The following is a 13,860-nucleotide window of genomic DNA, read 5'->3' as shown; positions in this document are numbered from 1 at the left end:
CCCACTGGTTATTAGTTAAACTTTATTTTACACCGACCGAAACAGTTTCTGGTAATGTGCTACCGCCATCAATTACAATATGTGTACCTGTTATGTAACTTGATTCATCAGATGCTAAAAACCCTGCTAACTGACCTACTTCTTCAATTTTTCCTAATCTTCCTAACGGAACACCTGAAGCAATACCATCGATGACATTACTTGGCTTATTGGGATCAGATTCATTTGCAATTTGCTCTGCCATTGGCGTCATAATATAACCTGGACAAATCGCGTTTACAGTAATACGATGCTTCGCAACTTCACGCGCCAATGCTTTCGTAAATCCCCAAATCGCTGCCTTTGTCGTCGCATATGCTGTTTCACCTTCATCAGCTACTAATGTTCCTGTTACAGAAGACATATTAACAATTTTCCCGTAATTTTTCTCAATCATATATGGCAACACTGCTTTAGAGAAATTCCATACACCATTAATGTTCACTTGGAATTGAAAATCACGCATTTCATCAGACATATCTAGAAAATTAGCAAGCCGGATTACGCCTGCGTTATTGACTAATATATCAATCTTTTCGTACTTCTCATATGCATCTTTCGCTACTTCTTTTACAGCGTCAAAATTAGCCACATCAACTACGTAGCTCACAGCATCTAATCCTTTACTAACAATTTCTTTTGCAGTGTCATGAACTGTCTCTGAAATATCAACAAGTAATACTTTCGCCCCTAGCTCTGCAAACACATGAGCAATTCCAGCCCCATTCCCCATCGCAGCTCCCGTAACAAAAGCAACCTTTCCATCTAATTTCCCCATTTCATAACCCCCTTATAATCGATAGAAAACCTTTACATTTTTATCATACCAAATATTCCCTTACACATTTAAAACATCTCGATTTGTTAAAAAACGTTCAAAAAAGGAAAATTCTTCACAAAATATACAAAACTTCACCATATGTACTATTACCATATGGGTTATATTATTTAATAGTGTAAAGGGGATGATACAATATGACGACTTGGTTTATTGTACTGTTAGTTGTATTTGGGGCATTTAAAATTATCGTTTCTAGTCTTCCAAACTCCGTTATTGAATCCATCATTAGCCGATATGAAACACATCCGCAAATTGATGAAGAGAATGCTACTATAACGATTAATGGAAATAGTTTAGAAGGCGATAAGAAATCTCAAATTATTAATGATTTTAACGAAGGTTTATTTTTAGATCGCTATTATGCACCACCACAAAATGAGGGCACTCCATTAATTATCAATGCAAAACGTGGCAAAAAAGATTTCATATTTTATATTTATGGTCATGAAGAGCATGTTGACGTTGTAAAACAACATAAAAAGAAAGTGGTTGCTTATAGTTTGCGCTCTAAAAACCTTCAAAATAGCGATATGTTCGTGTCAGCTGATTTAGCTTAATGCTCTTTTATTAATTTCATTTATATATACTAAAAAGGAATCCATAGACATATGGATTCCTTCTTTCATATCCATGAACTCCTTTACATTTTAGGTTAATTCTATACACCCCATAGTAAGTGAATATACATTTTAATAATCGCCTATATTTTCGGATTTGCGGTCGATATATTCGAATAATCGCTCATATAATTTCGTGTACTATTGTACGAAATAAAAAGGGTATCACCTAATCAAAAATTTCGACTATAGGATACCCTCTTTTAAAATATAACTCTATTTATTTTTCTTCGCTTCAATTTTCACTTGTGCCTCTTCAGCCTTATCTAACGCTTCGGAAACCTTCTTCTCTTTTTCTTTTACATCATCTATACTATCAACAGCTTTAATTACTTTATCGATTCCTTCTTCATCTACCTTTTTTCGTTTCGCTACTCTCTCATTTACTTTCTCTTCAACGTCTTTCGCTTTTTGAAGCATATCTTCTGCATTTGATTTTACGGATTTTTCAAGTGTATCGTCCTTTTTCTTTTGCAATACTTCATTTGCATCGTCTTTCGCTTCTAAATACTTCCCATCTTTTAATGCTGTTGCACCGTGATCCATTATTTGAGCAACTTCTTTATATGACTTCGCTTCATTTCCTGATTTCTCTTTTTCCGCCTTTTCAAACCACATAATCGCATCACTATATTTTTCATTTTTTAATGATTGCATACCTGTTTCTATATAAGTGTCATAATTACTGCATCCAGTCATTACGACTAACAGAAAAAGCATAATAAAACTTAATTTTTTCATGATGTTTTCTCCTTTTCTTTGCCTGCTCACTTTACTGTAACATACATGAAAAAGAGTTTCAAAAACTAAAATACTAATATAGTCATTTTTATCTTGTTAAAATTTTCTTTTAAGCTGACACATCCACTTTTCTTTTCGCCATATGCTGCTTTACTCCAACTAATACAACTAACAATAATCCTCCGCCTATTGTCATCATAACAATGCTAGTAGGTAACATATCTAATAATAATCCATATACAATCATACCGAGCGGTGCGATTGCAGTAGCAATTGTTTCAAGTAGGCCGAACACACGCCCTAAATAGCTCGGATCTGTCGTCTTTTGCATATGTACTTGCATCGGAATATTTACAATCATAATTGATATACCAGTTAACATCATAAAAGCAATATAGTAAATAAAACTTGCTACTTTCGGAATGGTAACTAACAACGGGAAGACTGTACATAAACTCAAACCCGCAAATAAAAACAGTCCACTATAAATAGAACGAAACGGATTATTCACTTCTTTACGCACTGATAAAGCAATCGCACCCATTAACATCCCGACTGCTAACATTCCCTCTACAGTACCGAGTTGCTTTGAAGATAAATGCAATGTTTGGACGATAATGTATGGAAGTGCAACGGTTAGCCCACAAGCAAAAAAGTTTACCCATAGCGCGATTTTCATTAAACCATATATTTCATGCTGGCGTTTTACATATGAAAAACCTTCTTTTATACTCGTCAAAAAATGCTCTTTACTTTCAGCCACTTCTTTTTTATATAAATCAAATACGATAAATAATTGTATAATAACTGCTAAAAAGAATGTAATGCTATTTAACAGAAAGAACGACTTAATTGAAAAGAAACCAAATACAACTCCACCAATAATTGGCGCTAAAATATTTGATAAAGATGCTGCCGTCTGATTCAAAGCACTCGCTTTTTGAATGCGCTCCTCATCTACTAAATTAGGAATAGACGAAGTTAATGCTACAGAATAAAAACTTGCACAAATTGATAATAATGCTGCTGAAACATAAATAAACAGAAGTGACGGTCCAAATATAGTAGCAAGAATAAACATAATAAGCATCGTTAAACTACTTAATAAATCCGTGCCAATTACAAGCCATTTTCGATTGACGCGGTCAGCCACAGCACCTGCAATCGGTCCACAAATCATTCTTGGTATTGATCCGCAAATAAGAGTAGTTGCAAACCCCATTCCTGAACCCGTTGTCTTTAATACGTATAGCCCCATTGCAAACGTATAAATACCTGCACCTAATAAAGATGTCATTTTTCCAATCATCATTAAAATAATATTTCTCGTTGCAATCTTCATTTTCGAATCATTTTGACCTATACTTACATCCCCCATAATGACACTCTCCCCTTAAAAGTTAAATTGTGTTAAACTTATTATATAATCAACTTTCCAATTTTTACAACAAAAAGTTTAATTGTATTTAACTTTCTAATTGTAAAGGAGCATATGATGGCTACTCTCGGTGAAAAAATTAAAACGTTACGAAAAGAAAAAAAGCTTACTCAAACTGAACTAGCAGGTTCAGAACTGACAAAAAGTATGCTAAGTCAAATTGAAAACGGAAAAGCTACACCTTCAATGAAAACATTACAATATATTGCTGAAAAACTTGGATGCGAAACAAGTTTTTTATTAGAAGAAAATGATGTAGAAATTGTAGAACTCATTCAACAAATGGAACAACTAATAAAAGCAAATAAGTGTGATGCAGTATATGAGACTTTACTACCTATCGTTCAAAAAGAGCTACCTCCTACTTTAAATACTGCTCGTTTATATAAACAATTTGTAACAGCTGCAGCTATAATGAAAGATTACAACATTGAATATTACGTTGAAAAGGCTACTTCTATTTTTGAAAAATATACTTTATACCGTGACAGTACGGAAACAAAATTAAAATTATCTTATACGATATTCACACGTAAACAGTATGAAGAATGTTTACAACTTATAGCTAGTATCCGAAATGACTATGAAGAGAAACATTTAGAAATGGATCTCATTATACATATCGAGTTATATTTATATGAAGCCATCATTTTACTAGCATGTGGCGATTATGAAAAATGTGAGAAAATCATATTAGAGGCATTAGCATTTTCAAAAAAACATCAAGTGTATTATAAAACAGATGAATTTTACCGTATACTATCTTACCAAAAAGTCATCACGGCTGATAAAGAACAGTATTTACATTACATAAAAAAATCTGAGCAATTTGCCATTTTTACAGAAGATACTTTATCCATTGCTATTATTGATATTTTAAAAGCTTACTATTACAACACAATTACTAATGAATATACAATCGCATTAGAACATCTAGAACAATTTCGAGAAAAACTAAAAGATGAGCCAATTTTTCAAGACGACGGATTGTATTATCTTGAAAAAGGAAAAGCTTTATACGGTTTAAAACGTTACGATGAGGCTTTACAAGCATTGCAACGTGGTATCATACCGGATTATATGAACCATCCACTTGATCAAGCATGGCTTACAACAGCAGGTGCATATCGTGCCCTTTGTTACGTCAAACTTAATAATAAAAAAAGAGCTCTTGAAGAAGCAACAAAAGCAAATCAAATTATACAATCTTATCCGGATTCTATTTTCTCTGCATTTATTAAAGAAACATTACAAATAATACAAAAACTTTAAGAATGTCTCGAAATGGTATATTCCCCCTCCTTTTTAGCAAAGATAATAATGATGGGAGGAATATAAATGAATATACAACGCGCAAAAGAGCTTTCTGAGTCCTCAGAACAAACCAATGTCAGTTTTCAAGGCATGCCTGTTATGATTCAACAGGTTGACGAAAGCAACGAAACCGCCCGCATATATGAAGTAACAAATCCAGAACGCGAATTAACAGTTCCAGTTAATAGCTTAGAGGAAATATAAGCAACGCCACTTCAATTTTCTGAAGTGGCATTTTTTTATTTTGAATTACTTATTAGCCTTCGCAAGCAAAAGATACGACAATATTGAAGACAGCACATACGTGAACCACTTATGTTTCCTGGAACATTGCATATTAACGGAATTCCAATTGAAGCAACCATTATCGATTATAGTGCTGGTGGTTGCCAAGTACAAACAAACACCCCACTCACAACAGACCAAATTATACAAGTTACAGTGAAATACCGTAATATTCAAAATCATGAAGATCAAGTGTGCTGGATTCAAAAAAAGGTCGTAAAATATATGCCGGATTAAAATTTACCGCATAAAAAGAAAAGAAGCCTCGTGCTTCTTTTCCTTTTATTACGTGCTAAAATACAAACTATAAACTGATTTTAAAGGGGGAGAATGTATGGAGAACACTTCACAAAAAACTAGTCCTTATTATGCAGTTATATTTACTTCTAAACTATCAAATGACACAACAGACTATAGTACCGTTGCCGAAAAGATGGAGGAACTTGCAAAACAGCAACCTGGATTTCTAGGCGTAGAAAGCTCACGTGATTCATCTGGCCTAGGGATTACAATTTCTTATTGGGAATCACTTGAAGCAATTGAAAATTGGAAAACGAACGCCTTACATATAGAAGCGAAAAAAAGAGGGCGCGAGCAATGGTATGAAAACTTTCGTCTACGAATTTGCCTTGTGGAGAAAGAATATAAGTTTCAGGGAGAAGTTTTGTGACTATGAAGAAAAAATTAGCTCTCGTTGTTGTTCATGAGATATACGGTGTGAATGATCATATGCAGCATGTTATAGACCACTTCACATCATCTAATACAGATGTATTCTGTCCTAACCTTCTACAACTACAAAATTCATTTCATTATAGTGATGAAGAAAAAGCATATCAACATTTTATGAATCACATTGGATTTGATGGTGGAAAAAAACAAATTGAAGAACTCGTCGCTAGCCTTTCCAGTAATTACACACATATAGGACTTATCGGCTTTAGCATTGGAGCGACAATTTCCTGGCTCTGTAGTAACAATCCGAAAATAGATTTTAGCATTGGATGTTACGGTTCCCGTATACGTGACTATGTTCACATTAAACCTATATGTTCTACATTACTTATTTTTCCTGAAAAAGAAGCTAGTTTTTCAGTACCCTCCTTGATCAAAACATTACATCATCAAAACAACCCGTTATTAGAAATAAAACACCTACATGGTGATCATGGATTTTTAAATCCGTATACAGTAGCATATAACGAACAATCTACAAAGCAAGTATACAATATAATTGATTCATTTCTTATGAAAGCTATCTCGTAAAGGAGTTTCATATGTCACTTACATTACTATTATTCATATTCATAATGATTCCCTTTATTTCAGCATTAGCTCTCATTTTTATGATAGTAAGAAAAGGGACATTTTTAAACCGATCACACTTACAATCATTCATCGTATGCGCTTTATTTTTTGCAAATTGGATATTGTATTTAACAAATTTTTATTCATTACTACCTGAGAAAGTTAGTCAGTTTATATTCTTGCCCATTTGGTTTTTTCTTTGTGTTTTAGGCTTCATCGTTTTCGTACGCGAATGGAAAAATAATCGGGTTTTCTCCATACCTATCTGGTTTCTTTCTTTTATTAGTTTTTTATTTGGATTATTGTTGTTAGTTCTTTCGGGAATGTAAAGCATAATTAATCACCATCCAAACATTAAAAGATATACTTTGCCGTGAGAATAATTGCAGGAATATACTAGAAGAATTATACAAGATGTAAGAATCTAAAAACAGAAGAAAGAAAAGCCCAACATCAACTTTTCTTCCTTCTATTTTTACCTTTAGATTTCACTGTCACTGATTCACAAGGTGTATAATAAATTTGCGGTGTTGCCTTATCAACAAACATCATAAACGTAATGAAACCAATAATAAAGAAAATAAATAACGTTAATAAAATAGCACCTATCGTTAAAAGTATCATAACACCACCCCTATATGCTTCATATTATTACACTGTTCGCTATTATATGAATGGAATCCTTGTTAGAAAAAGAAACGTAACAAAATAATCACAATGACTCCTGTTAATACCGTTCCTAATAAACTACGAGTATATATCGCTACGAAAAAAGTCGGAATTGCCGCAATGATATAATCCCACTGCACCGTCTCGTGCATAAATAATACTTGCGCTAAAAGTGCTGCTAATATCGCAATTGGTATGTAATTTAACCATTTCAAACCCCAGTCTGGAATTTGTAGTTTACTAAATACGAGTAGAGGTAAAATACGTGGTACGAGTGTGACAGCTCCTGCCGCAATTAAAAGTAATAATATATCCAATCTTATTTCCATTTTTCAATCACCACCCCAATTGTCGCAGCTAACAGCGTTGCGATAATAACTGCTATACTTTCTTGCATAAACAAGTGTGCAACATACGCAATAATAATAGCTACAATTGCAACAGTAAGATGAATTGCTAGTTTCGGTTTACTACTTATTAGCTGAAGAACAAATAATCCGATAAACATTGCTGGTAATGCATAATCCATCCCGTACGTATGAGGATCTGGTATCCATTCACCAAAGAGCCCGCCGATAATTGTAGCGATAATCCAATTTAAATATGCCGTTACGTTTAGTCCTAGCATCCACCTTTCACCTAAATAGCCTTTTTGCGCTGCGTGCTGCACTGCAACACCGAAAGTTTCATCTGTAATTTGCGAACCGATTATTAAGTTTTTAAATAGAGGAATTTTCGTGAAATAGGGTGCAAGCGCAGCGCTCATTAATAAGTGGCGTAGATTAACAAAAAATACTGTAAAAATGATTGCCGAAGCCGGAGCACCCGCTGCGTACATACCTGCTAATATAAATTGGGCGGAACCTGCATAAATTAAAGTGGACATAAAAGCAATTTCTATAACGGAGAAACCAGCTGTCTTTGCAATAACCCCCGCTGCTATACCGATGCTTAAATATCCAAATACAGTTGGTAAACAATCCTTTACGCCTTGTTGAAATGTATCATCGCTCTGCAATGTCATATGTGCCTGAGCTTTACTCACCTTTTTCTCCCTCCATTTCTTCCATACTACGTGTTCCTGTTACAACATGAACTAAATCTATATTTTCACGCCATAATGTATCTAGCTTATCAGCACCAAACTCTTTCGTAATTTCTTCCACCATAATATCGTGCCGAACATACTCTGTAGCAACGAGAACTAAAGCTGGATCATATGTTGTAACTGCCCATGAAGTGCTATCATTTGAAAAGTTAGCAATTAAAACTTCTTCTCCATCACGCGCGATAACAGTTAAATGACCACCCATTCTCTTTTCAACAACGTGAGGCGTCATATAATTATGATGAAATGTCGCTCCTATTTTTGTTTTCGGAGCACCAAATAAGATTGAAAATATATGTACTCCTTCCGCTTCCTTTTTATGAATAAACGGTTCAATCTCATGCACTTGATCTTCCCATACAGAAATCCATAACTCTTCCTTCGCCCTATTAATTATATTGCATATTTCTTTCAAAACACGCTCATTTGAGCGAATATGCGAAATTACATCTATTTGTCGCTCTTGCTCTAAACAATTTAATTTTTCATCTAAAAATTCAAAAGACCTTTCAAAGTCTTTTCGGATTCGATCCATTAATTCAGTAGCTGCTACAGGTACGTATTTCACTGGTTCAGAAGGAACTAAATGTACTGCACCTTTATCCATCAACTTACCAAGCACCTCATAAATCATTGAACGAGGTACTCCTGTTTGTTTACTAACTTCATAACCTGTTGCTGGATAATGCTTTAATAGACCAATATATGCTTTACATTCATACTGAGAAAAACCTAGCTTATGTAATTCCTTTATAATTTCATCCATTTGTAATCCCTCACAATCTATATAGCTCTAAACTTCACTCCCAAATAGTAGTTATTGCTATAGCTACTAATATAAAAAAGAAACCTCGCACAGTCAACTGATAATTCTGAATTTTTAACCACAACTTATTTTTACTTATAAAAAGAAAGACTCCCGCTATCTGGGAGTCCCTTATCTCAATATTTCATTCGCTTCTTTTTCGTAAATTTTATCGAATGAGGTCATAAGACGCTGCGATGCTTGAATCATTTTTTGATTCGTCATTAAATCTGCCATTTCTTTCGTCATATCTACATTTGAATTTTCTAGCATATGATTACGTACTGCCCCTGTTCCGTTCGGTAAATCAGCAACGTTTCCTTCTGCTAGTGTAAAGCTTTTATTTTCACGTTGCACAAGGCGAGCGTTCGTTTCTGCATCTACCGATTTTGTCTGCAACTGTGCAATTACTATTCGTTTAATATCCGGGTCCTGCAGAGTTCCCTCGTTAATTTCTCTATAAATTTCCCCATTATTAGATACGAAAAAATCTACATTTTCAGGAATACGAATACGTTCATTATTCTCACCCATAACGAAAGCGCCAGATGCTGTTTGTAAATAACGGTCGCTATTCACTGTAAAGTTTCCATCTCTCGTTAAAAATGTTTCATCATTTTTTGAAGTAACGAAAAATGATGATGTGCCTGCTGCACCGTCATCTATAAAGAAATCTGTAGGGCTATTTGTAATTTGTACATTTCCTTGCGCTAAATTCACATGACTCGCAGCTGGTACGACAGCGTAATCGACCGAACCGATATTTGTCGTAGCTCCATCTCCGCGGCGATATGTGTCTTACACATCAAATACTTTAGAAGTCATATTTTCTGCTTTAAACCCTGTTGTTTGGGCATTTGCGACGTTATTCGCATGAACATTTAAACGTTGCATGTAATTCATCATACCCATAGAATCTATATAAAGACCGTTCATACTCGTTTGAATAAGGCAAGTGCCTTATTCTTCACCTCTTTTCTTACGATGTTTGTAACATTTGTTTCGCTAAATGTTCAGCTGTAGCGATATGTATATGTTGATTCACGTCTTGTCCATCTGTCATTAATACAATTGGAGCTGATGATACAGCTGGAATTTTCAACAACTCACCACTACTTGCTGTTTCATCAAATTTCGTAAATACGATACCATCAATATGAATATCTTTAAAGTTCGTAATGATTTCAATCATATCTTTACTTTTCATAGAAGCTGATAACGTTAAACAAATATAATCTGGCTCTACTTGCCCCATCGTCTCGATCATTTCTTCAACCGTTTCTGACGTACGATAATTTTTTCCCGCCGTATCAATTAAAATATAATCGACGCGCGCTTCTTCTTTAAAATAAGTAAGCGCCCGTGTCATTGCGGATTCATCTCGCACAGCAATTACTTCTGATCCAATTGTTTTTACGTAATCTTGTAATTGCTGCACTGTCCCGATGCGCGAGTGGTCTGTTGTAATAAAACCAACCGTTTTTTTCTTCCCATGAAACTGCCATGCCATTTTCGCAAGTGTCGTCGTTTTTCCGACTCCAGTTGGACCGATTAATGCAATTGTTTGTACCTCTTTTTCGAATACGTTTTCCGTATTGAAATGAGATCTCATATCTTCCAATATGTATCCGATCACTTCTTCTTCCGTAATCATCGTTGCACTCTCAAATTTCACTTTTAACTTTTAAGCATATGCATGAATAAAATATTGTTCCACATCATTTTGCTCTAACATCCGAATTACTTTTTGAATGATAAACGGTACAGATTCCTGCTTTTCGTTTTTTATAGCTACCTCTTCTTTCTTTACAGGAATAGCTTGTTTCACAGCAGGTTGTTTTTTCGTTACTTTCGTCTCCTCCGTATGTTTCACAACGACGATTCCTTTTTCAAACAGTTGTAATAGTTTTTCTTTTTTTCTTCCCCATTCTTCACTATTTCCAGTTTGCATCGCCGCGTATGACATAGGAGTCGTTACGTTTTCTAAATTGTGTAGTACTGATTGAATTCCATTCGCCTTCACGATTTCTTCTGAAGGCTCACCTACAACATCCATTAATTGTTCATGAAATTGAGCTACGCCTTCGTTACTTTCTTCCTGTTTATCTTCAGGAAAAGCAACTAACATTTCATAATTCTTTTTCCAGAAAAACGGGATGTTCCGTTTTACACTTTCATCGACAACGTAGTAATAATCTGTACCATATTGGTCAAATAATTTTCGATACAATTCATTTTTCGAAGCTGCTTTTATTCGCATTAACGCTTCTTTTTTTTCTGTACTTTCCATTACTTCCCCCCCTACTATTCAATATAAGCAATTTGATCTACAACAATTTCTGGTGCTAATTCGCTAATACATAATACTTTAGCTTCTATTTGATAACGCTCAAGAAGTCTCACAATCGCAAATCTGAAATCTTTTCTGCGTGTTAATAATACTGGCTCTCTTCCCATTAAACGAGCTTGTTTGAAAACGCGCTGTACTTGCTCTACTACACATGTTTCTAAATCTAGATCCCAGTTTAATAAATAACCTTGGTATGAATTATTAACAACATCTGCATCTAGCTCGATTGAATCAGAGAATAGCGCCGCATAAATTTTTCCGTCAGGATTTTTCGCACTCTCACAAATAACTTTTGAAATACATTCACGAACAAATGATGTTACGCCATCAACATGGTTTTGATAAATTTCTTTCCCGTCAATGATACCTTCAATAATTGTCGGTAAATCACGGATCGAAATTCCTTCTTTCAGAAGCTGCTTCACAACATTTTGAACGAGTGATAAATCGATTTCTTTTTTCTTAATCTCTTCTAATAAAACGCCATTATCAGTTTCAAGCGATTGAATTAAATCTTTCACATGCTGACGCTGAATTAACTCGTGAAGGTTACGTTTAACGACAACATCTAAATGCGTAATTAAAATGCTAAGTGGCTCTAATACTTGATAGCCTTTCATTTGTGTATCTTGTACCATATGCTCCAAGATCCAATATCCATCTTCACCGAAAATTGGATCTTCCGCTGGTTCTGCATCTAAATCAGCCATTACGTTCGGTGTTTTCAGTGCTAATAAATAACCTGATTTTAAAACACCTTCAGCCGCCTTCGCACCTTTAATACGAATAATGTAACGTTCGCGCGGTCTAAAACTCGTATTATATTTAAAGTTAATTCCAGGAACGTTAATACCAAGGTCAGTAATAATCGACTTCCTCATAAGAACAACTTTATCACGAGCTGTTTCCCCATTAATTTTCTGCTTTACAAGTGCCGCTAAATCTAATCCGAGCTCTACGATAATTGGATATTTATCTGTAAAGACTCCGAATGAATCTTCCACTTGTTGCAGTTGCTCTTCATCACCTTGAATCATTTCTAATTCTTTTTGAAGCTCGTCTTCTTTTTCTTTCTTTATTCGTTTTTTATTACGAACTCCTAAGAATATAATCGTGCCTCCAACGAGTGCAAATGGTAGAAATGGTAGCGGAGTAAAAATACCCATTGCGATAAATAAACCACCGAGCGCATATACAACAACTGCATGAGCTAATAACTCTTTAAAGATTCCTTCAGTTACTGTATCAGGTGAACCGTCAAATACTCGCGTTACGATAATACCTGTTGAAATCGCGAGCATTAACGAACCAATTTGGTTTACAATTCCGTCACCGACAGTTAACTGTGTATAATGAAGAGTCGCTTCTTCAAAGCTCATTCCTTGCTGCATCATACCAACAATTAAACCGAAAATAATGTTTACGAATAAAATGACAACCCCGAATATAACGTCCCCTTTAATGAACTTTCCGGCACCATCCATCGCTCCGTAAAACTCTGTTTCCATATTTAATTTTTTAGTTTCGCCTGTGCATCCTTTTCTGTAATAATGCGCTGGTTCAAGTCCACATCGATAGACATTTGTTTCCCTGGTAAAGAATCAAGTGTAAAACGAGCTGCAACTTTAGCTGTACGCGACGCACCGTTTGCAACGATAAACTGGAATATGATTAATACTGTAAAAATAACGATACCCATTAATAAGTTTCCGCCAATTACGAACTGACCGAACTCTTCAATAACATGACCCGCATTTCCGTCTGGTGAATTACCCACCACTTAGTATCTCTTACGAGCTTACTTGAAGTGGGGGCTTCTCGGTTAATCGTTACTTTTAATAGCTAACGAATTCGTCCTAGAACAGCCGAGCTAACTCCCTTGTTCCAAAGGTTATTTTGTGCTATTTATGCCAACGCCAATAAGCGTATGGCCTCCTTTTTAATGTTGATAGCTGCATTATAGTCACGACTTATTTTTAGGCCACAAAAACACTCATAAGTGCGTTCAGATAGCGACATGTCTTTTCTATTTCCACAACTACTACACATCTTTGTAGAAGGAAACCACTTATCTATTTTTACAAGTTGTTTTCCTTGTTCTTGTAGCTTATATGCTAAAAATGTCGTGAACATCCTCCAACCGTTGTCCGCAACACTTTTACCAAAGCGAAGTGCTCGTGACATTCCTTTCATATGTAAGTCTTCTATTGCTACAACATCAAAATGAGTAGCCAATTCTTTAGACTTATGATGAAGGAAATTCTTACGTTGATTTTCCACCTTTTCATGCAACTTAGCTACACGAATGCGTTGTTTATTCCAACGCTCTGAACCTTTCACACGTC

General features: G+C 35.0%; 14 protein-coding genes and 4 pseudogenes. 7 read left to right on the top strand and 11 right to left on the bottom strand.

The window, feature by feature from the left end; all coding sequences use genetic code 11:
* Positions 1–22: 22 nt before the first annotated feature.
* Positions 23–817 (bottom strand): SDR family oxidoreductase UcpA, encoded by a 795-nt coding sequence (gene ucpA, locus U860_RS0124565; protein ID WP_025150595.1) that lies wholly within the window; start codon positions 815–817, stop codon positions 23–25.
* Between the two features lie 197 nt (positions 818–1,014).
* Between ucpA and U860_RS0124560 the strand changes: the two genes are divergently transcribed.
* Complete coding sequence (locus U860_RS0124560; protein WP_025150594.1) at positions 1,015–1,437, top strand: YfmQ family protein; 423 nt, start codon at positions 1,015–1,017, stop codon at positions 1,435–1,437.
* Between the two features lie 276 nt (positions 1,438–1,713).
* Here U860_RS0124560 and U860_RS0124550 read toward each other — a convergent pair whose 3' ends face one another.
* Positions 1,714–2,238, bottom strand: a complete 525-nt coding sequence (locus U860_RS0124550) for a DUF4398 domain-containing protein (protein ID WP_025150593.1) — start codon at positions 2,236–2,238, stop codon at positions 1,714–1,716.
* A 109-nt stretch (positions 2,239–2,347) separates the two neighbouring features.
* On the bottom strand, positions 2,348–3,616 hold the full coding sequence (locus U860_RS0124545; protein ID WP_025150592.1) for an MFS transporter: 1,269 nt from the start codon (positions 3,614–3,616) through the stop codon (positions 2,348–2,350).
* Between the two features lie 117 nt (positions 3,617–3,733).
* Here U860_RS0124545 and U860_RS0124540 point away from each other — a divergent pair, with 117 nt between their 5' ends.
* The 6 genes and pseudogenes from U860_RS0124540 to U860_RS34115 all read left to right on the top strand — a co-directional run bounded on the left by U860_RS0124540 (position 3,734) and on the right by U860_RS34115 (position 6,912).
* Complete coding sequence (locus U860_RS0124540; protein WP_025150591.1) at positions 3,734–4,948, top strand: helix-turn-helix transcriptional regulator; 1,215 nt, start codon at positions 3,734–3,736, stop codon at positions 4,946–4,948.
* Between the two features lie 66 nt (positions 4,949–5,014).
* On the top strand, positions 5,015–5,194 hold the full coding sequence (locus U860_RS0124535; protein WP_025150590.1) for an H-type small acid-soluble spore protein: 180 nt from the start codon (positions 5,015–5,017) through the stop codon (positions 5,192–5,194).
* Between the two features lie 63 nt (positions 5,195–5,257).
* Positions 5,258–5,526 (top strand): annotated as a pseudogene (locus tag U860_RS0124530) (PilZ domain-containing protein); the annotation flags it as partial.
* Positions 5,527–5,609: 83 nt separating this feature from the next.
* Positions 5,610–5,945: an antibiotic biosynthesis monooxygenase gene (locus U860_RS0124525; protein WP_025150588.1), complete on the top strand. Its 336-nt coding sequence runs from the start codon at positions 5,610–5,612 to the stop codon at positions 5,943–5,945.
* Positions 5,946–5,947: 2 nt separating this feature from the next.
* Positions 5,948–6,541: a dienelactone hydrolase family protein gene (locus U860_RS0124520; protein WP_025150587.1), complete on the top strand. Its 594-nt coding sequence runs from the start codon at positions 5,948–5,950 to the stop codon at positions 6,539–6,541.
* 11 nt (positions 6,542–6,552) lie between these two features.
* Entirely contained in the window at positions 6,553–6,912 is a 360-nt protein-coding gene (locus U860_RS34115; protein WP_081806899.1) for a hypothetical protein, read from the top strand.
* Positions 6,913–7,036: 124 nt separating this feature from the next.
* Here U860_RS34115 and U860_RS31945 read toward each other — a convergent pair whose 3' ends face one another.
* The 8 genes and pseudogenes from U860_RS31945 to U860_RS31925 all read right to left on the bottom strand — a co-directional run.
* Positions 7,037–7,207, bottom strand: coding sequence for a DUF3951 domain-containing protein (locus U860_RS31945; protein ID WP_000602235.1), 171 nt, complete (start codon positions 7,205–7,207; stop codon positions 7,037–7,039).
* Between the two features lie 62 nt (positions 7,208–7,269).
* Positions 7,270–7,581, bottom strand: coding sequence for an AzlD domain-containing protein (locus tag U860_RS0124505; protein WP_025150586.1), 312 nt, complete (start codon positions 7,579–7,581; stop codon positions 7,270–7,272).
* Complete coding sequence (locus U860_RS0124500) at positions 7,572–8,297, bottom strand: AzlC family ABC transporter permease (protein ID WP_025150585.1); 726 nt, start codon at positions 8,295–8,297, stop codon at positions 7,572–7,574. The genes U860_RS0124505 and U860_RS0124500 overlap by 10 nt, the downstream gene beginning before the upstream one ends.
* Entirely contained in the window at positions 8,290–9,126 is an 837-nt protein-coding gene (locus tag U860_RS0124495; protein ID WP_025150584.1) for a helix-turn-helix domain-containing protein, read from the bottom strand. Before U860_RS0124495 ends, U860_RS0124500 begins: the two co-directional genes overlap by 8 nt.
* A 171-nt stretch (positions 9,127–9,297) precedes the next feature.
* Positions 9,298–10,101, bottom strand: a pseudogene (locus U860_RS31940) (flagellar hook-basal body complex protein).
* Positions 10,102–10,144: 43 nt separating this feature from the next.
* Positions 10,145–11,455 (bottom strand): annotated as a pseudogene (flhF, locus tag U860_RS31935) (flagellar biosynthesis protein FlhF).
* 14 nt (positions 11,456–11,469) lie between these two features.
* Positions 11,470–13,274: pseudogene (locus tag U860_RS31930) on the bottom strand (FHIPEP family type III secretion protein); the annotation flags it as partial.
* Positions 13,275–13,420: 146 nt separating this feature from the next.
* Positions 13,421–13,860, bottom strand: a 440-nt coding sequence (locus U860_RS31925; RefSeq protein ID WP_033795477.1) for an RNA-guided endonuclease TnpB family protein, incomplete at its 5' end; no start/stop codon positions are given.

The organism is Bacillus sp. H1a, from assembly GCF_000633475.1.
Lineage (GTDB): Bacteria > Bacillota > Bacilli > Bacillales > Bacillaceae_G > Bacillus_A > Bacillus_A paramycoides.
This window is presented reverse-complemented; position numbering and strand designations above follow the sequence as displayed.